This window comes from Vibrio sp. PBL-C16, assembly GCF_034321865.1.
Lineage (GTDB): Bacteria > Pseudomonadota > Gammaproteobacteria > Enterobacterales > Vibrionaceae > Vibrio > Vibrio alginolyticus.
Map to the genome: position 1 here is coordinate 1 of NZ_JAXLNY010000001.1, position 25,214 is coordinate 25,214.

Sequence of the window (25,214 nt, forward strand, 5' to 3'; positions counted from 1 at the left end):
TTGTAAGCCTTATCAGCTTAAATGTCACCGCAACCATATTTACGATGTTGGTTGTGGAGAATTCAAATGCATTTAGTTTGCAAATTTATACCTAGCTCGAAGCTATCCTCCAGCGAGCTATCTTATGTTCTTACACCAGACGAGTGTATAGGGCAGCTTTCGCGTTTGCGAAATTCAGATGACATCCTTAGAAACCTCCCTAAAGAATTGGCGCAAAAGATTTCCATCTCTGCCAAAAAAACGACCAGCGCATTGCTAGCTGCGATAAGAATCGAATTGGGGAAAGGCAATTGGGTGTCATTATCTACCGTTGCTCGTCGTTCGCCATTGACGGACTCTCAGCTGCAAAGCTTCCCTAGACTTAAATCACTCGTTGACTCTGTATCTGCTTCGAATGAAAGCAAAGCTTTTAAAGCAGGATACAATCAGGTTACCGAAGATGTTGCTTTAGTTCGTAGTTACACGCATGTCCCCTCTGAGCCAAGTCCAAATCAAAAAATCGTTGTCGAATTTGCAGGGCAGTTGTCTAGCAACGCGGCATGTTTGATGTTGGGAAAAACCGAAGCTCAAAAAGAAAAAGTGACTGTAGGCAAGGCTGATACAGAAAACAAACACCGCAGCCTCGCGATATTTAAAGATCTCGAAGCTGAGGGCAAAACGCTCTATATCAAAATCCCTTGCACTGACCAGCCTCAGCCAATTTTGCTTAAACTCGCCGAAGACCTGCAACCCGTTGATAAAGAAACTCAAATGGATGAGTGGGATAACGTGTTGGTGCCTGTACTACCTATGCTAGAGGGCCCAAATGGACATGAGTTGGTTGCAGAAGGTTATTTCTATGTAATCTGGAATAACAAAGTTTGGCGAGAGGTTGAAGTTACACCAAAAGGCTACTTTGCTGATGTCGATTTAGAGTACTACAGAAATAATGATCCTGAATCCTCGATGAAAACACGACATGTCAACATTGATGGGGCCAACCTTGTACCAGACTACTATATTGGCGAAGAAGCATTTGAGATTTATCAATCCGGTCAGAAAGTGTATTCGGGACATCTAAGCCTTGATCAAGGTGCCAGGGTATTCCGCCTTGTAGATGAGGAAGTAGATGTTGTTTTTCCAGAATTAGATATTGATCCTATCACTGTTAAAACGGTGTTAAGCCCTTATAAAGCTGGCAAAGATGGTTTGCGTATTGCACAAGGTGTTCCTCTTCCGCATATTTGGGTGCCATATAAAATCGCGGGAGAAGCAAAAGAATGTTATATCCATTATTCCGAGTTGGCTTTGACAAACACGGAACTGTCTGAGCTAGAGAGTGATCCTGCTTCAATTGCTAAGTCTCTTTCAGAGTTGCAAATATACTCCTCATCCCAAAGCTTTAATAATGCGGGTGAGAATATTATTCCAGTTTCCGGTACCGCATCGACAGGCACTGGCAGTGGAATCATCAACGAACACAAAGAAAGCAATATCGCGGGGCTTAAATTGGCTCCAAGAGGCACTTTGCCTTCTATACGTTACCTTCACGAGCCTTTGACAGATCAACCGGACGATTTCTTTGGGCTTCGTAACATAGAACACGATTGGATTCACAAATCGTACTTTCGTTCAGCGATGAAAGACGACGATGGTTATATGACGCTGCGTTTTGCATTCCCGCCGGCAGAGGTCAAGAACGTCGATATTGTTCGAGGTGTTCATTCGAGCCTCTCCACCGGTAGCCAACGTCTTGTTGTTGTAGAAGAAAATGTACCCATTTCAGAATTGCTAGGTTAAACCATGAAAAAAATACTATTACTGTTACTTACTGCTTTATCGATAGCGGGTTGTAAAGATGACGGCCGCACTTACGTGGGTGAACATAACTACTACACCATGGAGCAGAGCAAGGTCCGTAAATCTGGCTCTGCGACTTATCAACAACGTGACTTTCCTCGTTACTTTATCCATCGTGCCAAAGAATGGCCAAGGGAAGATTTAAACGACGCGAGTTCTTACGATTTGCCACGCGTTCAGTTTACTTGGGCAAACTTATCAGATGATCAAGGATATGGACCAGACCCAATGTACGATGAGTACGAAGGGCGTGTAAAAGTTTGGAGTATGAAGACCGATGGTACGGACCTGCGTTTGGTGACGGATTTACCCTATCTTGGAAAGGCATCCAGCACTCGATACAAAACCAGTCGCTCGCCAAATAATCGTTACGTTGCACTGAACTCCGGACCTGACATACATCTTTTTGATTTAAAAGAGCAAAAATTAATTGACTTGCCGCATCGTTTAGCTGGTATTCCGGGTTTCCTGTGGGCGGAAGATAGCAGCTACGTTTATTACCGCACGGGTAAGGTGGGGCGTGTGGTGTATAAGTGGGATATTGCTAAAGGTGAGGCGGAAAAGACCGATCTTTACATCAGTGATACTGGCTTTATAAAGGACGGGAAAAGATATCAGGTAAATGATTATGCTGCACTTATTTACGATGCAAATACAAACAAAAAAGAAAAAATAGTTTATTGGGATAAGGAGTTAGCGACGAACAAATCTAAAGCGCATTACAAAGCGATAAGCCCTGAGGGGGACATTGTTTGGGCAGCTAATCGCGACTATCACAATGTGTTTGTTGTTGATCTGGAAAAAGGCAAACAGATTGAACGTGATGGGGCAATGCAATACGCCATTGGCCTAAATAATCGCTTCTCTTTAACGAATTACAACGCGATGCTAATGTCGGTGCAGAATAATCAGACTAAAAAAGCGTGGAGCTGGTCTCCGTTGGGTTATAGTCGCACAATAGATCCTGCCATTGTGTATAACCTTTCCGCAAACCAAGGTAACTGGTTCAAGGAGGCTAACTGATGGCTTTCACATTTGATAATGAAGTCTATCTGTTTGGTGCCTTCTTTACTGCAATAAAGATAGATGGTGTGGATGAATTCCCAGACTGGCATACCCAGCCCGATCTCACCCGATTAAATGAGTTAACGGGTAAGATTCGTCCCATTCCTTTGACTCCGGTGATGGTCAATGCTCTCTCAGGAGGTGCACCCGCACTGTGGGGCACCACCAAAGAGGGGAAATTAGTCGAGTTAGGTTTAGGTGAGCCACCACAAGCTGCGGGTAATCAACCTTTATCGGGAGAAAAAGTCGATTCTGAAAGTTCAGTGCCGAGTGATGTCGACAATTACGAAGTGCTCAAGTTGGGCAACCGACCGGAAGGTCTCAGCAAAGGGAAAAACTATGAATTAAGTTTTCCGCCATTACGTTTGTTGGCGCAGATGATTGCGCCTCAGAATGATCCAGAAAGTACGGGGGGCGCAAAAGATCTGGCGAGCCATGCTGAAAACATCAAGCATTTTGCTCAGTACATTGATGATGGGACTAACGAAACAAACCAAACGGGGGTGCAGTTCCAGCTTACTGAAATTGCCCTGAGTCAACTGGCTCCTGCGTATATTGGTGGCGATCTCACAGCAGAGCAACAACGCTACAATAATTGGTTGGAGCGTCAGAAAAAAAGAAATCTACCCCTGAAAGGTTTTGTTGTGCCAAGGATGCACAGTTGTGCGGTACTGTTCACAGACAAGCTTTATGGTGGCGCTGAGGTTTCGTTGATTCGCCCAGTTCAAAGTATTCAGGCGGGTGATATAGAAAATGCAACTGAAGAAATTATCGCTGAAGGGACGGTCTCGGTAAAGGAGCCTTTGTGGGCGACAAAAACGGAAGGTAATGCAGTTTTACCAAGTGCATTGTTTAACCTCGATCCAAGCCAAGTTGAAGATGGTTTTTATTTGTTGCGCATCCAATTTTGGGAAGATGAATGGTTAGCATTCGATGAAACACGTAAGGTGTTACCCGAAAGTGTACTGAAGGCCAATGTCACAAAGCAGTTCATGAAACACCCTCAAACTGATGTGGAGCAGAATGTATATACTTATGAGCTGCATGAAAAGCTGACGTTTATCGAGACAGCGGGCATTGGCAAAATGGCGTGCGTGTGTGGTGACATGATCACCTTAGAGGAAGCGCTCATCCAACAATTCCCTAATCAGTTGCCATCTTATTCAGACTACGCGACGAAGGGGTTAACCTATCAAACTAATCAAAAACCGGGCGTTGCACCGTTATCTTTGCATGCTGCGATCAACAAAACCTACGAATCGTTGAGCAGTGACTTTCTCTCTATTGAGGGCGCAAAGCTATATGGCCCACCTGCAGAAATGGCGAAAACCATCGGGCAGGCGCTATGGGAAAACAGTGAATCGGGGGCCTTACCTCCATTTCTGATGAGTGGTATCGCATTACATTCGGCACTTGCCGCAACCAGTGGTGTTAAAAAGAGCGTTAGCCTTGCAAAGATTTTTGCGCGTAAAGAGCTAACGCTGAAACAAGCACAAGCGTTAGTGTTTAGAAAGCATGTCATCGATATTCCTTATATCAAACGTGCTTTTAAAACGGCAGGCCCAGAGTCAAAAATCATGCGTGGCGTTGGACGATTAAGCAGTGATTTTTTGAGCGGAACAAATCGCGCACTACCAGCAATTGGAGTTATCGCAAGTGGCAAGGAAGCGTTAGATCAATATTCGGCGTTCTCTGAACAAATTCAAAATGCGAAAGAAGCGCAAGAAACTTTAAGCAAATACGCTGAAAACTATCTTTCTTCTTTAACGTTTGTTCGTCGCTTTGATAATCCAGAACATTGGCAAAAGAAGGCAGAAACGGTGCAGGAAGCACTTGGTAAAGAAGGGAATGCTCAGATCTTTGCTGATGGTCAAGGGGTCGTTGTTCGAATGAACTTCAAGTTTAACTCTGCTGAGTTTGAGAACGAAGTTCAAGTACTGCATATCGACTACATAGAAGTATGTGAAAAATTATGCCAGCTTTTATCCCAAAACCCTGATTACCAAGTCGCCATTATTGGCCATGCAGGGCCAATAGGAACGCATGAAAATAACTTAAAGATATCTAAAATGCGCGCGGATGTAGTTAAAGAGGCCATCCTTGCCAAAGCAAGCGGAGAAGAACGAGCGAACCTAGAATCAAGGTTGTTTATTGAGTTTAAGGGTAAGTCGCAACTGATTGATGATATCGACGGTTATGCCGACGTTAACGATCGATCAGATAATGCGGATATTGCTGTGAACCGACGTGTAGAGGTAAGGTTGATCATCCCTGACTTTGCGGTTTCTCTACCACCGAGTCGGTCTGGGACGATGGCATTAAGTCGCGCGCATCAAATTTGGGAAGGGCATCAGCTTGCGGCAAAGGAAGCTGAAGATAAGATGATTCTTGCCGCCGTTGACGCAATGGCAAGCGTTGCAATCTGGACGCCTGCTGCACCAGTGGCTGCCTATTATTTTGCCGGTAAAGTGGGTGTGGATCTTTTGGGTGCTGCAACTGATTTCTATGGCGACCTTTTTGGTGATGCCACGTTTAAGGAGATCAAAGCTCAGTACAATAACAAAAGCATGCTAAAAACGCTCAGCAGTATCAATAAAGAACTTGTCTCATTGTATAAGGGGATCAGTCAAGATCTTCAACCTCAGATCATTGATGCCGTTGGCTTAGCCGACTTTCTTAAAAAACAGGCGAATCATGATGAGTTGTTGAAGCGCTTTTTGTTGCGCTCCTATGCTTTGAATTCTTTGATTGAGTTACTAACGCTTCTCCGCGCTAAGTGGAGCCTTACGGGTGACTTTGATGATTTCATTGAGGATTATCGAGTTGACGAGTTTATTCAGCTGTATGTCATGAGTGATAACTGGGAAATTCCAGTCAATGATGGCAATACGCTTGCCCTGAACTGGGTAAACCGTTTTAACAAATCTGGTTTGTTCTCTAACTCTGGCATCAATAGCTCGCTACAATGGAATTACGGTGAAAAGATAGGTGGTGCATTTAATACGGGATTCCCTGTACAAACACGTCTATTTTTGGACCGAAAATCAGATGAGTCCTTGCAAGAAAGTGCTTCTATCCGAGAAGGTCTAAAGGCATTTTGTCACGACTTCAATTTAGCCAAAGAAGAACTTGGGCGTGATGATATAGAGTTCAGTCGCTTGCTGGTCCAAGAGGATGGGATATGGGAACCATACATCAAATGGATATTTGAGAAGAATGGACGAAAGCTACGCCCACAAACGCGTGTGAAACTACAGGTGGTTTTAAAAGATGGTTTCTCGTCTAAGACACTGTTTTTACAGGAGGTCGCTTATCGCGCCGCTGTTGTTGGTTTGGACTCTCATGGGCCAACCTTTGATGTGTTGTTTACAAAAATGGATGCTTCTCAATTCGAAGACCCTGATGAAGCGATTAAAGAACACTTTAAGAGTAAGCGTGTTGAGGAATTGCATGGTCTTGAATTTGAACCAACATATGAATTTGGTGAGTTTTTAATCCATGGCATCAAGCCGTTATGTCCAAATGTTAAAGTCATAGATGAGGTGAAAGCCTTCTTTACAGGTCAAAGCGTGTTTGAATATGTTCGAGACACTGGTGCTTTTGAGCAGATGAGATATGTCTTCTCACTAGGAGGACATGATTTGCTAGCGGGTAAGTTAGAGGGCTTGGGTACATATAAAAATTACACTCTAGATATTACTGAAGTTAACTTTGGTATCGATGGTCAAAGCCCTGCACAAGAAGCGAAAAACTTTAACGGTCGAACATTGGAAAAGACGAAACTCACAGACACTGACTTTTTAATCGAAGAGTTTGTCATGAGTGAGTCTGCATCATCTCGAGACAGTACACCGAAGGTGATCGATGGCAACCTTATTATTTTGCCTGGTGTTGAAATTGACGGTGACCTTGCTTGGGGTGAAGGCAATGCGAATAAACTGATAAGCAACAAGTTTGATTGGTCGAAAGAGCAACGGTTCTCACTTTGTTTTGCGGTGTTGGGGGATGATCGTGCGAGTGACGACTACGATACAATGTTACTCAACGCCATTGAGTGTGGGGTGAAACTGCAGATCAAAGATGGTCCAGTTAAACATGATGTGATGCATTATGCCGGGGTAGTCAACATTCATTCTCGTCTTGTTACCGAGAAGTCAAATACTGGGTATAATGGAATAGAAACAAGAACCGTTTTTGATCTAGAGCTTGACGATAGCGGCGCGACTAAGCGTACAGGTCTGGAGCAAAGCGCCGTTCAATTTATTGATCAGAATGACGCGAATTTCTCCCGTTTATTAACTTCAAGCGAGAAAAAGTACCTTTATATCATTCGCTTTGAGTACTCTTATGTGTCGCCTACAGGCAAACTAGTTAATGGTTTAAGACCTTTTGGTGATGTTTTAGATGGTAATGATCTAAAACCTATCAAACTTGAGCTGGCTTCATTTGAACAAATGGATGTAAGTGAAGGTTATGAACTACCGAAGTTTGAGCTTCAAGTTCCTGCGGTGAAAGACTTCATGACGGGTAAGCCATGGATAGAAACGGTTGAAAAGGAAAATGCGACAAGTGAGGCGAATCACTTACACTGGAAAAACCTAGGGGTACAGAACGAGCAGAAAGGATATGTTGAGAATTGGATAACGAAACAAGCGTCTTCGCTCAATGCTCCGGAAATCGCTCTTTTACAGGCAAAGTAACATACAAAAAAACCGCCTTCGGGCGGTTTTTCTTTTCTTATGACTTCATGCTGAATTTAGAATTTTCTTTTTAAGCCCCATTAACCCGCTGCAGAAATGTCGTATTTCTTCATCTTATGGTTGAGAGTGCTCATTGGAAGTGCCAATTGCTCGGCGGCCTTCTTGGTGTGCCAATTGCAGGCATTTAAGCAATCGATGATTACTGTACGCTCGTATTGGCTGACAACGTCCTTAAGGCTCTTTGAAACGTCTTCTAAATCCGCTTGTGCTTGCTGCTCGTAAGCAGGTTGCTCTGGGGTAGGTGAAGCTGCTTTCATGTCGATACTTGGTACATCTTCTGGGATTTGTTCGCCAAACTCAATGTGAGTAATGGTTTCAAAATCGGACAGTAGCACCGAGCGCTCAATGATGTTCTTAAGCTCACGCACGTTCCCTGGGTATTGGTAGGCAAGCAGCTGTTTACGTACGTTGGCACTTAACCCTGGCGCTTGCGGCAAACCTAGCGTGTTGGTGGTGTGTTGCACGAAATGTTCGGCAAGGGGAATAATATCCGATTTGCGTGCTCTCAGTGGTGGTAATGTAATAGGGAAGACATTCAAGCGATAGAACAAGTCGGCACGGAATCCGCCATCTTTAATTTGCTGCATAAGGTTACAGTGTGTTGCCGCGATAACGCGAACGTCCACTTCAATCTCTTTGCTAGTGCCGATTGGGCGAACTTTACGTTCCTGTAGCACACGCAGCAATTTTGCTTGCAGTAGCATTGGCATATCGCCAATTTCATCTAGGAAAAGCGTGCCGCCGTTGGCTGCTTCAAACAAACCGACTTTGTCTTTGTCCGCGCCAGTGAATGAGCCTTTCTTATGGCCAAAGAGTTCTGACTCTAATAACTGCTCTGGGATTGCGGCACAGTTCTGTACGATCAAAGGTTGTTCTGAACGATTAGAGTTTTCGTGAATGTATTTCGCGATCACCTCTTTACCGGCGCCTGTTTCACCACGCAATAGAACGTCGACAGGGAGAGATAACACCTTGTCAAGACGATTCAAGACATTGAGCATTTCTTCGCTCTCTGCAATAGGACCTTGATAGGCTTTCTGAGTACGTTTTTTGAGCTGAGTATTCTCGCGCACTAGGGCTTGATTGTCTGCATTGAGATTTTTAATCACTTGCCCGTATTGCTCTAACCACACAGCTTGGCGAATATTACTCGCGGCCATACGACAAAACTCAGTCAATGCAGCTTCATTGTCGATAACACTTAAATCGAGCAAGACCAAGAGTCCAATGGTCTTACTTTCGCTATCAATCAAAGGCCACGCCAGCAAGTTCTCGCTTTTTAGCCCTAGCGTCTGCTCAGTTTGATAGATGCTGTCACAGTCATAACCGTTGTACTTATACAACTCGTTAATCAATACCACTTCACCATTGCGAATGGCAAAGTTAAATGGATCGTTCTCACTAGCGGAATCAATCTGCAATGCCTCCCAAGGGTGGGAAACAATCGTTTTATCGTTATGGTGAGCGGTACTTGGAATCAACGCCTGGCCAGTCTGGTCCAAAACATAAATGATGCCGTGCTTTGCGAGGGTCATTTGTCTCGCAGCGGTCAACACAGCATCCAAGGTTTGGGTAAGCTGGCTGCGATCAGCCAAAGACTGACTGATCGCAAGTAGGGCGTTACTAAGTTCGCTATGGTTAGCTGAACGCATAGGTTAGTGTTCCTTGCTCATCGACAGACACTTCGATTTGCGTATGTGAATCATCCTTGTCATGCACTAATAGCTGAGTCGATAGTTGCGGCAGCAACTGACGGTTGATGACCGCGTCGATGTTACGCGCGCCCGTTTCAGCAAGGCGACAGTTACCTAGTACGAACTCAACCAAGCTGTCTTCGTAGCTTAGCGACAACTTGTGATGGCTCTGTAGACGCTGAGAAACTTTGTTCAGCTTGTGGTGAATAATTTCTGTCATTGCTTCATCAGACAGCGGAACAAATGGTAGTACTGACATACGTGCCAACAGCGCTGGCTTGAAGTGTTGGTTCAAAGTAGGGCGAATAGCTTCTGCGATGATGTTCGCATCGATGTCTTTTGATTGATGAACCAAAGATTCAATCTCGTGTGTTGCAAGGTTACTGGTCATGATGATCAGCGTGTTCTTGAAGTCGATGGTTCGGCCTTCGCCGTCGTTCAGCGTGCCTTTGTCGAACACTTGGTAGAACAGGTTCAACACTTCAGGGTCGGCTTTTTCCACTTCATCAAGAAGAACAACAGAATATGGACGTTGACGAACCGCTTCTGTCAGCATGCCGCCTTCGCCGTAACCTACGTAACCCGGAGGTGAACCAATTAGGCGAGATACCGTGTGCTTCTCTTGGAACTCAGACATGTTAATGGTCGTCATAAAGCGCTCACCACCAAACATTTGATCAGCGATCGCACGAGCCGTTTCGGTTTTACCCACGCCACTTGGGCCAACCAGCAGGAATACGCCTGTTGGTGCGTCTGGGTTACCTAGACCAGCTTTCGCAGTTTGAATGCCTTCAGACAGTGCATCGATAGCGTATTCTTGGCCTTTGATGCTTTGTGTTAGGCTTTCTTTCAGTTTTAGCGTGGTTTCTGCTTCGTCTTGAAGCATCTTACCCATTGGAATACCAGTCCAGTCCGAGATGACGTGGCTAACTTCATCTGGGCCCACTTCAAAGTGAACCAGTGGGTTGCCATTGCGGATTACATCTAGCTGTTCTTGGCAGGCCGAAATGGCAATGCGAACGGCTTCTTCATCCATTTCTGCATATGGAGAAACGTCTTGCTCTTGTTCTGAATCTTCGTCTGCAACAAGCTCTTCTTCATTTGTTTCTCCAAAGACCAGTTCATGTAAGCGAGAGCGTAGAGCAATCATCTCTTGGATCTGCTCTTTTTCTTTGTGCCATTGCGCTTCTTGTTCTGCTAGCTCTTCTTTCGTTGTTTCCATTGCCAGTTTTAGGTCTGGAATGTTAGCAAGGCTGTGCTTGTCGCCAGTTTGCTGCAGAGCATCACGCTCAAGTGCTTCAAGCTCGCGCTGTTGAGCTGCAAGTTCTTGTTGCAGAGTCTCAACAGAAGCAGGAATGGCATTAAGGCTGATGTTCACTCGTGCACACGCCGTATCTAGTACATCGATCGCTTTGTCTGGCAGTTGACGACCAGAGATGTAACGAGCAGAAAGTGCTGCCGCAGCAGTGATAGCATCGTCACGCACGTAAACGTTATGTGACTTCTCGTATGCTGGGCGCAGACCACGAATGATCAATGCTGCTTGCTCAGGAGACGGTTCGTCGAGTTTCACCAATTGGAAACGACGTGCAAGGGCAGGATCTTTCTCGAAGTACTTCTTGTATTCCGACCATGTTGTTGCGGCGATGGTTTTCACTTCACCACGCGCTAGGGCTGGTTTTAGCAAGTTTGCCGCGTCGCTGCCGCCCGCTTGGTTACCACCGCCAACAAGGGTGTGTGCTTCATCGATGAAAAGAATGATAGGGGTTGGCGAGTTTTTCACTTCATCCAATACCGCGTTTAGGCGTTTTTCGAATTCACCTTTTACGCTTGCACCAGCTTGCAGAAGACCCATATCTAGCCCGTAAAGCTCAACACCTTTGAGGTTGTCTGGTACGTCACCTTGTACAATCTTAAGTGCCAAGCCTTCTACTACTGCGGTTTTACCAACGCCCGGTTCACCAACAGCAATAGGGTTGTTTTTACGGCGACGAGCAAGAATGTCCACGATTTGGCGGATTTCTTGGTCGCGGCAGAAAACAGGATCGATTTCGCCTTTGCGTGCTTTACCAGTGAAGTCTGTTGTGAACTTGCTCAGTGCTGAGCCATCCTCACGAGCTTGTGTTTTCTCTGAAGTAGCAACTTGCGCCTCAATAGATTGGCTTGTTAGCTCTGCAAAGTTACGCTTAAGGCTGTCAGGGTTTACCGCTTCAAGGATAGAGGCGTAACCATGTTGGCCGTAACGGAGAGGGTTGCTAACAAGAGTAAGGAGTAGGGCACCAGAGCGGATTTGTGTTTCGGATAGATCTAAAGAAGAAACCAGCCAGCTTTCTTGTAACCATTCGATTAATAACGCAGAAAAAACAGGTTTGCTGCCATTTCCTTTGGCGCTGGTGTCGAGTGTGGATCGAACCGATTGTCTTAATAAGTTCTCAGAACAATCAAAATGACTTAATAAGACGTCAAAATCACTATTTGGTCTTTCTAATAGACTCAGTAAATAATGCTCAATTTGAACTTCGTTTGCTTTTTCAGAGACTGCAAGTGCAGCGGCGTCTTCTAATGCTACTTTTGCAATCGGGTGTAGACGCTGAATTAATGAAGAAAGGTTTATATTTATCATAGCCATTTTATTCTTTAGAGGAAAAGAGGTAGCGGCTATTATACTAAAAGTGATTGCGTTATTTTTTTATCAAGATATTTTGACTATCGTTTGTTGGTTATTTTTAATGATTATTGTGACATTAATGTTTGCGGTTATTTTAATGGCGTTGTCATTCTAAATTAATTGATAGTAAAAGTGTCGGATTTATTAGTTTTAATGACTTTATTTACACGGTTTTATATGGTTATTTTCACTTTTTAAAGTTAGAACAATTTATTATTATCTTAATCCAACTTTTTGGTTTTTTATCCAATAAATTGTACTCAAGATATTAGTGAATAATGTCTTTATTTGTTTAAGTTGTTGTTTTTATTGTATTTTTAAAGTTGGCACGGACTTTGATTATACCAAGTAGTCGCGGTGATAAGCGATTTGGTGATTTAAACAAAACAGATTTTAGAAAAGGAAATAGCGATGCCAACTCCAGCATATATGTCTATCCAAGGTGAGACTCAAGGCCATATTACTAAAGATACTTACTCTGCAGATTCAGTAGGTAACACATGGCAAGAAGCTCACGTTGATGAGTTCCTAGTACAAGAACTTGATCACGTGCTAACTGTTCCACGTGATCCACAAAGTGGTCAGCCAACTGGTCAACGTGTACACCGTCCACTTGTTGTAACTAAAGTTCAAGATCGCTCATCTCCACTACTATTCAACGCACTAGTATCTGGCGAAAAACTTCCTGAGTGTGTGATCCGCTTCTACCGTACTTCAGTTCAAGGTAAACAAGAGCACTACTACTCAATCAAATTGATTGATGCGCTACTTGTCGATATCCAAACTCGTATGAACCACTGTCAAGACGCAGCAACAGCTGACCGCGTGACAGAAGAAGTGCTTAAGTTCACTTACCGTGCGATCGAAGTAACTCACGAAAACTGTGGTACTGCGGGTAACGACGACTGGCGTGCTCCACGCGAAGCTTAATTGCTCGTCGCGTAAAGATTCAGGGCCAACGATTGTTGGCCCTAATTCGATTATTTGTATCAGGTAAAAGATATGGTGAATGACGTAGAATTTAAATTTGAAGTGCCTGGATGTGGGCATGAATTTCGGGTTGAGAGCTTTCATGTTCATGAAGAGTTATCTAAGCCTTTCCACATCAATCTCTCATTACTTTCACTTGATCCAGATATCTCGTTCGATGAGTTAATACGTAAAGCAGGAACATTGACACTTTACGGACAAGGTGTTGGGGCTGCGCGTGTGTTCAACGGCGTGGTGAATGAAGTTCGTTACTTAGGGACTGGACGTCGTTTTTCTCGTTATCAATTAGTCTTGGTTCCTCAAGCTTGGTTCTTATCTCAGCGCCAAGATTGTCGTATTTTCCAGCAAAAGTCAGCGCAAGACATCATCACAGAAGTACTCGATGATGGGACAGTCACCGATTACCGATTTGAAGTGTCGGGTACTTATCCTCCAAAAGAATACGTTCTGCAATACCGTGAGTCTGACTTGCACTTCGTGCAGCGTATGATGGCTGAACACGGTATGTGGTATTACTTTGACCATAGCGATTCAAATCATACGATGGTCATTGTCGACAGTAATGACGCGATTGCACCTTTGATAAGCTCGCCACTAAATGCTTCTTACATTGGGCCGATTGTTTATCATGCCGATGGTGGCGGTGTTGCCGATCGCGAACATATCTCTGATCTCGAGTTAGTTAACCGCGTTAGAACGGGACAGGTTACGTACACAGATTACAACTACGAACACCCTAAAATTCCACAAGAGATGACACAGGCTGGCGAGCTAGACCAAGATCTCAAGCAGTTTGATTATCCTGGACGATACGTCGACCCGCTGATGGGGCAGGTGAGAACCACGGAGTGGATGTCGGAACACATAGTCGATAATCAACAAGTGGAAGCAACGAGTGACGTAATGCGCTTAGCATCTGGTTACAGCTTTAACGTCAGTGACCACCCGCGCTCTGAGATTAACCGCGATTACCTCATGTTGTCTATAATGCACACAGGTCAAGATCCGCAAGTGCATGAAGATGAAGCGAGTGGTATGCCAACCACTTACTACAACCAGTTCTCGTGTATTCCACGTGATGTGGTGTTTAAAGCGCCTAAACTAGCGGCACCAGTAGTGGATGGCCCTCAAACGGCGGTCGTTGTAGGACCAGAAGGTGAAGAGATTTACACCGACAAGCTTGGTCGAGTGAAAGTACAGTTCCATTGGGATCGCTACGGTGATAACAACGAGCATTCAAGCTGTTGGATTCGTGTAAGCCAATCCATGGCGGCGCCAACATGGGGCGCAGTTTATTTGCCGCGTATTGGCCACGAAGTCGTAGTAACTTTCCTTGAGGGGGACCCAGATCGTCCGTTAGTTACGGGCGCAGTTTACAACGGTTTGCATTTCCCACCGTACTCTTTGCCAGAAAACAAAACTCGTACCACGTTCCGCACGCAAACGCACAAAGGAACAGGTTACAACGAGTTGAGTTTTGAAGACGAAGCGAACCAAGAAGAAGTCTATATTCACGCTCAAAAAGACATGTCGACCAAGGTGCTCAACAACCGTTACCGTGATATCGGTCAAGATGAATTCTTGAAGGTTGCACGTCACCAAACGAATGAAGTTCATGGTGACCATAAAGAAACCATTCATGGGCATAAAACGACACAGGTAAACAGTACGTTTACCGAGACAGTCGAGCAAGACGTTACCGTTACATACAACGCGAACGAAGCCCAGTATGTGAAAAACAATTCTGACTTAGAAATTGGTGATAACCGTACGACTAAGATCGGTAAAAATGATGACTTAGATATTGGCGAAAACAGTAACCTTACTATCGGTGCGTCTAAGAGTTCAGATATTGGTGCGGATGATAACCAGACGGTTGGTGGCAACTTAACGGTATCAGTGAAAGGGAACACCGCTTACAAAGCTGATGGTGCAACGCAAATTATCAGTGGCGACAAGATTGTATTGAAAACGGGTGGTTCCTCTTTAGTGATGAACAGTGATGGTTCAATAAAGTTATCAGGCTCGGCTATTACGATCGAAGGCAGTGACAAAGTCGTCGTGAAAGGTGGCAACGTAGTGGTTAACTAACAATGGAAAAACAACCTCTTACAACAGAAGTAATATCAGAGCAGCAAGCCGAATCAACGGCTTGCTTTTCGCGTTTTGGAAGAATAGTGGCTATCAATGAGTCTACGGGCAGTGTGCGAGTTGATTTTGATGGTAACCCATTTAAGCAGCCACTCACTGCGAGACTAGGACGTGGCTTTCGTCGTTCTGAGCTGCAAATGGCTATCGATAATCGATTAAGTTGTCGAGTTGAATTTTTGAACGACGACTTAAGCTTGCCTCTTGTGACGGACATTTTCTTCTCCATTCTGGATGACTCTGACGAGTTTGTATTGCGAGCGAAGAAGATGGTTATCGAGACAGAACAAGAGTTGGTAGTCAAAAGTGGTGAGACAGAAACTCGCTATAGCGGGCGCGATGGACGAATTACCACTAAAGCGAAGTACGTCACTTCTCAAGCAGAAAAAGCACAAAAAATTCAAGGCGGAACGATCGCAATTAACTAATTACCTAGCATTAGCTAATTTACGTCGAGTTAGCTAATTACTTTGTATTAACTAATTGCAATCGCGTTATGGCACGCTAATAACGGATAACTAGATGCGACAAAGAATCGGTGTCGAGCACCTAAAGGCACCCATAACCAATCAAGAAGTCGAAGGCGCGTTAGCAAAAGCTGAGCGCGCTGTGAATGACCTTTCCCAGTTGCCAGTAACATGGCTGGATTTCTGTAATGAAAAGCTGTCCATTGCTTCTGAAAGTATCGGGTTTTTAATCAGGCAGCGAGTTCAAATTCACAAAAGGGGTTATCCAAGTCGTGAGTTGGAGTATCTCAAACTTATTGAACGTCAAATTGAAGAGCTCAAGCAGGTCTACTTGTCGTTTTATCGATTAGCACCGGGCTTGATTCATCAATTAAGAGGCCAAGAGCCAGAAATCTACAGCTGGCTGATGCTGCAGGGCGAGTTGGGCTCAGAGTTGGATAACCTTTTGTGCGGCTTGAGTTTACTCGAAGATATTGACGCTAAAACCGCAATGGTCATTGCCGTACAATCTCCGGTTGAATCTATGGATAGCACGCTTTCGGAGCTTATTGAGGGTAATGCGACATCCAGTGCGTTTTACTTTGAATGCTTACGTGTACGTCAAACATTAAGTGTTTCTCTCATCAAGCGCTGGCACAAAGCCAGCATCATTAGCTCTCATGTTGCTTTGCCACTGCTCGCTTTACAAGACGTGAAAGAGGGGATTGATTGGCTCAATGACAATGCAGGCAGCGAACAATATCTATTTGAACGTTTGATTACCAAACGTGACAGAGGCACTTGGTTCCGTCAGTGCTTTGGCATCGAACCAAATGGATTACCATCAGCGCAAGTGCTCACTTATGCCAAGTTACTTGAGTTAAAAGAGTTTGAGGCGTTTGATATCTCTTCTTCATTAGCACCTGTTGATTTTGCGCTGGGTGGTGATTGGAAACTGGTACCCCAAATCATCGAGCACTTGGAAAGTCTGGAGGAAGGTGAAGCTGAGGGTGAAATTTGGCTTCAAGCCTTGTATGTCGTCTACGGAAAGCTTCTTCCTCTGACTCCGCAAGATGTTGGTGTCGAGTATGAATGGGAAGAGATCTTCGATCTGCTCAATGAGTGGGTGGAAGATGAAAAATATATCCAAAATCTACCAAGCCGCTTGGGTTACGCATTGAGCTTCGAGTCTACGTTAGCTGCGATGCAAGATTCTAACGTTGATGTGCTGTTCCGCGACTGGCTATGGCGCCAAATCTGCATTCAATCCAGAGCCTACGTGCCTTGGGATATGGCGATGCCGATACATCAGCAAGACTGGAACTTCAACAATTTAAAGGCCGCACCTTCTGCGAGCGAACGATTCAACTTAAGGAATAGCAATGCAGTTATGGGATATTGAAGCGCACCCTGAGCTATCACTTAAAGGTCGTTTTCAACGTGACGAAAACGGCGATGAAGTGTGGGTTGTGGTCGCTAAACGTACTTGGCAATTCGATGGTGTGGTTTGGCACGAATTAGGTGAAAGTGAAATCTTCGATGATCCCCAATATTTGGGCGAAGAAGGCTTCTCTGCGATGAAAGTTGACCACGAGTTCGCGTATACCAAAGACAATACAGATGTACTTGTTTACGGTAAAGCGCGCAGTTACGCGAAAAAGCCAGTGACATACCAAGAGTGTCGCGTGTTGATTGATGGTCATATCGATAAGACTCTCGCTATTCACGGGGAACGCGTATGGGTTGAGCATGCTGGTAGTATCACGCTGAGCAATCCAGTTCCATTTATTGCAAAAGACATTGATTACACTTGCGCGGTAGGCGGTGATTTACGTAACCGAATAGGCGGTGGTGTTGCCGATTCCAACAAAGAATTGCTTGAACAGAAAGCACCTTCGGTTTTTTATCCTCGTGAAGACTGGAGTGCCGCCGCGAAAAAACTACGCGTTGCGGGGTTCGGGCCAGTGCCTCCGTTCTTTGAGTCGCGCCAGAAGCTGGCCGGCACGTTCGATGACGATTGGATTGAGAATCGCAAGCCAATGTTGCCACTCGATTTTGATAAGCGGTTCTTCCAAAGCGCGCCTATTGATCAACAGTGCAAAGGCTTTCTTCGTGGGGGGGAGCGTTTGATGATGAGTGGTTTTTGTCATGATGACACGCTTTCATTTCGAATTCCTAAAGAAAAATACCGTGCGATCGCGACGTTCAAAGATCAAAGCTATCAAGCTGATATGGCGATGTACACCTTATTCGTTGATGCGGAAAAGAAAACTATATCAATCAGTTACACCGCTGCGTTTCCTTGTCAGGGCAAGGAGCATTTGTTGGTGTCGACATCGATCACTAAGCTGGAAGAGGTAAGCGAGCATGCATAATTCAACAGGCCGTTACGTGCTAGGGATGGAAGTGATGACGCCAACCGGTATGAATTTAGATATTGCTAGTGCAGTTTCGTATGCTGATTTAGGAAGATTTGATCAATGTGTAGGGGATGATGGTATCGAGCGTTTTACTTACGCCAAAATCGAATACACCAAAGAAAGTGAGCAGTTTGAGAAAACGTGTGAGTTAATCACCCACTTGCTTGATTCATTGTTAGCGCAGTTACCACGTTCATTGAGACCAATACCTTTGCTTATAGCGGTGCCTGTGTCTGTTTCACTAGTAAAGGTGCAAGAATGGCTTGGTGAAAGTAACTATGCTGAATTTCTCTCTGTGGTGAATGCTGTTCATGCCAGTGGGCCCAGTTTCGTTCTCCAGGCCATGAAATCATTGGATAAATATGATGCTATGATGTGTATCAGTGTCGATTCCTTGGTGAGTTCGATGCAAACACTCATCGACGATGCGATGGTAATGAGTACCAATAATCCATGGGGCGTTATTCCGAGCGAGGGTGGGGTGGGTTTAATTCTTTGTCGAAAAAACACCGTAGAAACATTGAAACTTAAGCCTCAAGCGCAGCTTGGCTACATTGATACGGAATTAAACACTTCAGACCGAAGAGGCATGTTTCGACTTGTTCAACGTGCGAGTAAAAAGCTCGATTCATTTGGTGAAGTGTATTCCGATATGACGAACCTGCGCATGCATTCGGAAGATTACGGTTTTGCTCTGGGGGCTAAAGCAGAACGATTCACGAACCCAGAACAACCGCAGCTTATTAATGAGTTGTGGGGCACAATGGGCAGTTGTTCTTCTCTCGCTTTAATTGCCTTTGCGGTCAGAGAGCACCACTTTAAGCAACCAACTACGTTGTTAATGTTCGACTTTCATGGTGACAAAGGAGTTCTCCAATTACTGCAATGTTAGTGAGCACTCATCGATCAAATGGCAATGAAAGTATACTCATATTATTAGGTTGAAGTTTGTAACACGAAAAAGCGTATAACTCATGCAGTGAAAGCGTAAGTAAAAAGGTCTAATAAGTTAGTAATAATAACTAAAATAATAGGCTTACTGTTTGTTTTAAATACCAACCTTGATACAAGTACGTTCAAGAAAATATTATTCAACTCTAATAATATTTATTCTATGAAAGAGTACTAAGTGTCTAATAATCAGAGTACAGCCAAAGGATATATCGATCAGTTGGTTGTTAAAGCTATTGAGAAAAAGAAACTGAATGAGCAAAGGCTAGCAGAAAAAAATAAGCCGAAGCTTGAGTACGTGCTTTTTTCACAGTTCGATGTATTAGACAAGCTTCCTTCTAAAAATGGTAAGACAACGGTTTACCATCTTGCAAAAAAAGGGCAGCCAGAGAAGCAAATCTGTTGCAAAGTTATCAATGATGACTCGCCAGAATTTGCGAGCAAAATGTTGATTAACGAAGCGAGCAGGCTGGAGCTTTCTCAACACCCTAGCGTGGCTAACTTTGTAAAAATCGGCAACGAATTCGAACGCCCATATTTGATGTACGAGTGGATCCAAGGTGAGTCACTGGCAGAAAAAATGGAGCGTCATTCTTCTAAAGGCTTCCGCCACGACCACATCGCTTGGTTGGTGTATCAACTCGCTGGCGCTCTAGAGTTTATGCATACAAGAGGTATCTGCCATCTTGATATTAAACCATCTAACGTATTAGTGAGTGAAGGCGATTACGTTAAGCTCATTGATTTCGGCGCTGCTCGTTACATTGGAGAGACAGAACCTTACGCAGAAGCAAGCTTGAGCTACGCTTCCCCTCTTTATATAGAAACTGGCATCGCGGAACCGCAAGATGATGTTTACTCTCTCGCTTTGCTCGCTGGACATCTATTTTTAGGCTCAATATTTGGTGATGCTTGGAATAAGCAGTTAAAAGACCGAAAGCGTCCGGCTTTGATCCCGGTTCATATTTGGAAATTGCTGAAAGAAGTCATCAACAAACCAAGAGGGCATGGCTATACCGCTATTTCTTTTGCTCAACAGTTAGCGCGAATCGATACGCAATCAATTAGCTCAAATTCTAACGCACCAATTTTCAGTAGCTTGCGTAACGCGGACTTGCTGCTTACACACTGTAAGCCAAATGATAAAACGGCGTATGGTCGCTTTAAAATATTAGAGGCGAGCTTAGTGTTGAGTGTGCTGGCAACAGCAGGAAGTTATTTGTATCAACAGAATAAAGATCAATTGGATGCCATTTTTTCCCGAGGTGTCACTACTGTAACTCACGTTATTACGCCCTCTGAAACGGCTTCTTTTTTGGCTCAGCCTCCATGGAAAATCAAAGAAGAATTGTCTCAAGCTACTCAGAGTATTGATATGACAGTAGCTTATCGAACAGCATATCAAGCTCAGCAGTTAAGCCTCTCGAATTTATATGAAGAAAAACAGGCTCAGTTAACGTCGTATCAATCGTTAGCGGATGGCTTACCAATGGCATTAGTCGAATTACGTAAGGAGCTTGTCACCTTGCGAGAAACCCTTGTTCGTGACGGTGCCCTGTTTCCATATGCGGATGAGGCGTTGACTAAAGTGATGTCTGGATTAAATGTCGCGTCTATCGATTCCATGAAAGTATCTGCCATAGCTGGCAGTCGAGATAAGCAGATTGCTCGCTTAATTTTAGATGGTGAAGCTAAGCTCGCAGAAAATGAAATGAAAGAGGCATGGTTGTTAAACCAGTCACAAGCCTATTTCTACAACCAAATCTTACCAAAGGCTGTGATGGAAAATATTAATGACTCCATCGATAAACATGCAGAGGCGCACTTTTACACCAAAGCAATTGAAGAAGCTGAATTAGCCAAAGCCTACTTCGGTAATACGCCAGAACTAGACAAAAAAATAAAGGATTTAATCGTCGCAAGAAGCGAATTTATTTTGTTTAGCACCGTGATGGAGCAATCCGTTTACGACAAACAAAAGCTACATGAATCCCTTGCCGATTTAGAACGGAATGCACCAAGTAAATTTACAGAAATCACGAAAATTCTAGATAGCATGGCGTCGGATGCGATAGAGCAGAGCCATCGATTATCTAAGCCAGCAAATGGCGCAATTGCGGTAGCGCGTGCGTTGAGAGATTACTTGACTGAAGGAGACGTGAATTTTGTCCAACATTGATATCGACCGTCTGCTTAATCCTATTTCTGATGAATCTCCAGTGGGAAACGATGCCCGTTACGAGTTTTGCTATGAAATGATGGAGTCCGAAGTGAAGAAATTCGGTTCCTTGTTTGGCGAAACAGTAGATTGGAGCGTGGTAAAAACGCACGCGACCGAAGTTCTAGAGCACCACAGCAAAGACTTAAAAGCCATTTGTTACCTCGTTCGCGCGCTAACAGAAGAGTTTGGTCTGCAAGGCTTTGAACAAGGTCTAAAGCTGCTTAGTGAGGCGTTAAGTCGCTTTGGCGTTGAATTGTATCCTTCCCGAAAGCGGGGTCGAGATGGCGCGGTCGAATGGTTGAACCATCAGTTTAAACTGGTCAGCAGCAAGTTAGCGGAAAGCGCTCAGTCATGGGATTTGGTATCAAACTGCATTTCGACTATTGAAGAAGTGCAGCGTCAATACGACGAGGTTTATCAAGACTCAGAAGCGGATTTCTTTGAGATTCGCACTCAACTCAATGTTTTATCTCAACAAGCGGCGGCTGATGAGCAGAGCGATGATGCAGTCGTTAACGTCGAACAAGCGGCGCCTGCACCAGCTACGCAGCCTGCTGCCGCAGAAACGCCAGCGCAGAGTGAAGTGCAAACCGCACCGGTGAAGGCGGTTCCGCCGGCCCCTAAACCTGCGCCAGTTAAGAAAGCGGTAGCAAAAGAAGTCGATGTCGATACGGACTTCTCTTCGCCGACGGCTTCTAAGCGCACCTTGAAGAAGGTTGCGGAAGTCATGCTTCATGCGAACCCAAGTGATCCGCTGGCTTACCGGATTTATCGTCATCTGACTTGGGATGACATTGATGGTCTACCCGACCACCAAAATAATCAAACGCCTTTGAGCTTGGCAGTGTCGTCCGATCAACAAGCAGAATACCGAGATAAAGCTGACCAAGAAAGCGACATCGACACCATTAAGCGTTTGGAGCGCACATTAACGGATGCGCCGTTTTGGCTGACGGGCCATTACTTCGTGTATTCGATGCTTAATAACTTGGGTTTTGATGATGCAGCGCTTGCTGTGAAACAAGAAGTGACGCGTTTTGTTGACTCACTAGAGGGCATAGAGCACCTCTCATTTAAGAATTCTATACCATTTGCAGATGAAGCGACCTTGAGCTGGTTATCGACTCAAGATACTACTTCTTCGACTTCTCAACCCGTTGTTCAAACGGTTGTGATTTCGCAGGAAGACTCGCTGCCAATGGAGGATATCACTCTAGAAAATCTAGGGGAATGTGCCGCAGAGCTTGCCCGTAAACTTGAGCTGGATAGCTCGGGACGTGGGCAGTTCATGCTGTATTTACAATTGATAGCAGCTTACCAGTCTGTTGGATTATACCCGTTGTGTTTGCCGTATCTTGAGAAGGGGTGGGAAGTACAAAAAGCGTTTAATCTCGCGAGCTGGGAACCCCACTTATCGTCACAGTTAGAAGACCTAATTCGAAAAACACTCCATCGGTTATTTGGAAGCAAGGATCTTCTACCTGAGAAGTATGAAGAGTGGAAAGCAATTTACGACTAATTAAAGAGTTAGATAAGGAACGAATTATGTCACGTGACGGCTCGGTGGCTCCTAAAGAGCGAATTAATATCCGTTATGTTCCAGCAACTGGCGATACGCAAGAAGACGTAGAGCTGCCGCTAAGCATGATGGTAGTTGGCGACTTTACTGCGCGTGCAGATGAGACACCAATTGAAGAACGTACTCCAATTAACATCGACAAAGACAACTTTAACGAAGTGCTAGAGGGCATGTCTCCAAACGTTAAAGTCAACGTTGAAAACCGTCTTTCTGATGAAGAAGGCGGCCAGATTGGTGTTGATCTGACGTTCCAAAACATGAAGGACTTCTCTCCTGAAGCGATCGCGAAAAGTGTACCTGAACTAAACAGCCTACTTGAGCTTCGCGAAGCCTTGGTTGCACTTAAAGGTCCTCTAGGAAATGTTCCTGCGTTCCGTAAGAAGATCGCATCGGTTCTTCAAGATGAAGAAGCGAGAAAGAAACTGTTGGATGAACTAAGCATTGGCAACGACCAAGACGCGAAAGAAGAGTAAGGGATATCATGTCTGCAGAAGCACAAGCGCCAGAACAAGAAGCAGCCTTAGTTGAATCAGGCTCACTTCTGGATAGCATTCTTAACGAAACACGTTTAAAGCCAAGTGATGAAGGTTTTGACGTTGCAAAACGCGGCGTAGAAGCATTCATCAGTGAGCTACTAAGCAGTTCGAACACAGAGAAAGTCGACCAATCTCTGGTTGATCTGATGATCTCTGAAATCGACCAAAAATTGTCTAAGCAAGTTGATGCAATTCTTCACAACGAAGAAGTTCAAGCGATTGAATCAACGTGGCGTGGCCTTAAGTACCTGGTTGATCACACTGACTTCCGCGAGAACATTCAAATCGAACTGATCTCTGCGAAGAAAGACGAAGTTCTTGATGACTTCGAAGACGCTCCAGAGGTGGTGAAGTCTGGCCTGTACAAGCAAATCTACACACGTGAATACGGCCAGTTCGGTGGTAAACCTGTTGGCGCCGTCATTTGTGATTACGCTATGTCAGCTTCGTCGCCTGACATCAAATTGATGGAATACATGGCTAACGTAGGTGCAATGTCTCACGCACCATTCATCACGTCTGCATCGGCTAAATTCTTTGGCCTAGACAGCTACGAAGAGCTGCCAAACCTAAAAGATCTGAAGTCTGTATTCGAAGGCCCACAGTACGCGAAATGGCGTGGTCTGCGTGAGCACGAAGATGCACGTTACCTAGGTCTATGTACGTCTCGCTTTATGCTACGTACGCCTTACTCTGTTGAAGATAACCCAATCAAGGCGTTTGACTACGATGAGCAAGTGACAGACAGCCATGATAACTACCTATGGGGCAACTCAGCGTACGCGATGGCGTCTAAGATCAGTGAATCATTTGCTAAGTACCGTTGGTGTCCGAACATTATTGGTCCTCAAAGCGGTGGTACTGTACAAGATCTACCGGTTTACAACTTTGAAGCTATGGGTCAAATCGAGACTAAGATCCCAACCGAGATCCTGGTTTCTGACCGTCGTGAGTACGAGCTAGCGGAAGAAGGCTTCATTGCGCTAACCATGCGTAAAGGTTCTGACAATGCGGCGTTCTTCTCTGCAAACTCTGTTCAAAAACCAAAAGTGTTTGCGAACACGCCTGAAGGCAAACAAGCCGAGATGAACTACAAGCTAGGTACTCAGCTTCCTTACATGTTCATTATCAACCGTTTAGCGCACTACATCAAAGTGCTACAGCGTGAGCAAATTGGTTCTTGGAAAGAGCGTTCTGACCTAGAAATCGAATTGAACAAGTGGATTCGTCAATACGTTTCTGACCAAGAGAACCCGCCAGCGGAAGTTCGTGGTCGCCGTCCGCTTCGTGCTGCGAAGGTTGAAGTATCAGACGTAGAAGGCGATCCAGGCTGGTACAAAGTATCTATGTCTGTACGTCCTCACTTCAAGTACATGGGCGCAAGCTTCGACTTGTCTCTAGTTGGTAAGCTAGACCAATAACCCATTACTGAAACCATCAAGCAGCCAGTGAAGACTGGCTGCTTTTTTCGTAGGACCGCATATGGAAAAAGGTTACCGTCTTTTAGAGCGGATCGAGCTAGGAGAACCAAAAAACTGCTACGAGAAAGTGGTGTCTCATAAGCATTTGATTGAATCCATTCACTCGCATCTCGCTGACTTGTTGAATACGCATTCCGGCAACGCAATGATCGACAATGAGTATGGTCTGCCAGATTTTAACGACGTACTTTCTAACAACACAAACCTCGTTCGCCATATTCAAAAAAACATCACGTCAACCATAGAGCGCTTTGAGCCCCGACTGCTTAATGTCGAGGTTCATTATCGTGAAGACCACCATAATCCATTACAACTCGGCTTTGGTATTCGCGGCGAAGTTTCCCATAACGGCGGTAAAGTCCCAATGTCGATCGATGTCTACATGGGAACCGACGGCCAATTTAACGTTTAGTAGG

The 25,214-nt window shown here is 44.7% G+C and carries 16 protein-coding genes; 14 read left to right on the forward strand and 2 right to left on the reverse strand.

Features of this window, described 5'->3' with window-relative positions; genetic code table 11:
• Positions 1 to 66: 66 nt before the first annotated feature.
• Genes UQW94_RS00005 through UQW94_RS00015 form a run of 3 tightly spaced genes read left to right on the forward strand, consistent with a single transcriptional unit; the run spans position 67 to position 7,604 of the window.
• Positions 67 to 1,779, forward strand: coding sequence for a hypothetical protein (locus tag UQW94_RS00005; protein WP_322141881.1), 1,713 nt, complete (start codon positions 67 to 69; stop codon positions 1,777 to 1,779).
• A gap of 3 nt (positions 1,780 to 1,782) precedes the next feature.
• On the forward strand, positions 1,783 to 2,862 hold the full coding sequence (locus UQW94_RS00010; protein ID WP_322141882.1) for a hypothetical protein: 1,080 nt from the start codon (positions 1,783 to 1,785) through the stop codon (positions 2,860 to 2,862).
• Positions 2,862 to 7,604 (forward strand): OmpA family protein, encoded by a 4,743-nt coding sequence (locus UQW94_RS00015; protein WP_322141883.1) that lies wholly within the window; start codon positions 2,862 to 2,864, stop codon positions 7,602 to 7,604. The genes UQW94_RS00010 and UQW94_RS00015 overlap by 1 nt, the downstream gene beginning before the upstream one ends.
• An 80-nt stretch (positions 7,605 to 7,684) precedes the next feature.
• Here the strand turns inward: UQW94_RS00015 and UQW94_RS00020 are convergent, their stop codons facing one another.
• Together UQW94_RS00020 and tssH are read right to left on the reverse strand one after the other, a co-directional pair.
• On the reverse strand, positions 7,685 to 9,316 hold the full coding sequence (locus UQW94_RS00020; protein WP_182038404.1) for a sigma-54-dependent Fis family transcriptional regulator: 1,632 nt from the start codon (positions 9,314 to 9,316) through the stop codon (positions 7,685 to 7,687).
• Complete coding sequence (tssH, locus tag UQW94_RS00025) at positions 9,303 to 11,981, reverse strand: type VI secretion system ATPase TssH (RefSeq protein ID WP_322142175.1); 2,679 nt, start codon at positions 11,979 to 11,981, stop codon at positions 9,303 to 9,305. The genes UQW94_RS00020 and tssH overlap by 14 nt, the downstream gene beginning before the upstream one ends.
• A 456-nt stretch (positions 11,982 to 12,437) precedes the next feature.
• On the opposite strand from tssH, the gene UQW94_RS00030 reads away from it, so the two are divergent.
• From UQW94_RS00030 to tssE, 11 genes are all read left to right on the forward strand, one after another.
• On the forward strand, positions 12,438 to 12,956 hold the full coding sequence (locus UQW94_RS00030; protein WP_005373415.1) for an Hcp family type VI secretion system effector: 519 nt from the start codon (positions 12,438 to 12,440) through the stop codon (positions 12,954 to 12,956).
• Between the two features lie 72 nt (positions 12,957 to 13,028).
• Positions 13,029 to 15,107: a type VI secretion system tip protein VgrG gene (gene tssI, locus UQW94_RS00035; protein ID WP_322141884.1), complete on the forward strand. Its 2,079-nt coding sequence runs from the start codon at positions 13,029 to 13,031 to the stop codon at positions 15,105 to 15,107.
• Between the two features lie 2 nt (positions 15,108 to 15,109).
• A complete protein-coding gene (locus tag UQW94_RS00040; RefSeq protein WP_025767908.1) occupies positions 15,110 to 15,592 on the forward strand; it encodes a hypothetical protein in 483 nt (160 codons plus the stop codon).
• A 94-nt stretch (positions 15,593 to 15,686) separates the two neighbouring features.
• The gene (locus tag UQW94_RS00045) at positions 15,687 to 17,012 is read left to right on the forward strand and encodes a hypothetical protein (RefSeq protein ID WP_322141885.1); all 1,326 of its coding nucleotides are present in this window, start codon (positions 15,687 to 15,689) and stop codon (positions 17,010 to 17,012) included.
• Entirely contained in the window at positions 16,993 to 17,985 is a 993-nt protein-coding gene (locus tag UQW94_RS00050) for a DUF2169 domain-containing protein (RefSeq protein WP_322141886.1), read from the forward strand. Before UQW94_RS00045 ends, UQW94_RS00050 begins: the two co-directional genes overlap by 20 nt.
• Positions 17,978 to 18,922, forward strand: coding sequence for a hypothetical protein (locus UQW94_RS00055; protein WP_322141887.1), 945 nt, complete (start codon positions 17,978 to 17,980; stop codon positions 18,920 to 18,922). Before UQW94_RS00050 ends, UQW94_RS00055 begins: the two co-directional genes overlap by 8 nt.
• 237 nt (positions 18,923 to 19,159) lie before the next feature.
• Positions 19,160 to 21,160, forward strand: coding sequence for a serine/threonine protein kinase (locus tag UQW94_RS00060; protein WP_053307564.1), 2,001 nt, complete (start codon positions 19,160 to 19,162; stop codon positions 21,158 to 21,160).
• On the forward strand, positions 21,147 to 22,721 hold the full coding sequence (tssA, locus tag UQW94_RS00065) for a type VI secretion system protein TssA (protein ID WP_137282738.1): 1,575 nt from the start codon (positions 21,147 to 21,149) through the stop codon (positions 22,719 to 22,721). Before UQW94_RS00060 ends, tssA begins: the two co-directional genes overlap by 14 nt.
• Positions 22,722 to 22,747: 26 nt before the next feature.
• Entirely contained in the window at positions 22,748 to 23,254 is a 507-nt protein-coding gene (gene tssB / locus UQW94_RS00070) for a type VI secretion system contractile sheath small subunit (protein ID WP_005373381.1), read from the forward strand.
• A gap of 8 nt (positions 23,255 to 23,262) precedes the next feature.
• A complete protein-coding gene (tssC, locus tag UQW94_RS00075; protein ID WP_005373378.1) occupies positions 23,263 to 24,738 on the forward strand; it encodes a type VI secretion system contractile sheath large subunit in 1,476 nt (491 codons plus the stop codon).
• A 61-nt stretch (positions 24,739 to 24,799) separates the two neighbouring features.
• The gene (tssE, locus tag UQW94_RS00080) at positions 24,800 to 25,210 is read left to right on the forward strand and encodes a type VI secretion system baseplate subunit TssE (protein ID WP_005373376.1); all 411 of its coding nucleotides are present in this window, start codon (positions 24,800 to 24,802) and stop codon (positions 25,208 to 25,210) included.
• Positions 25,211 to 25,214 lie beyond the last annotated feature (4 nt).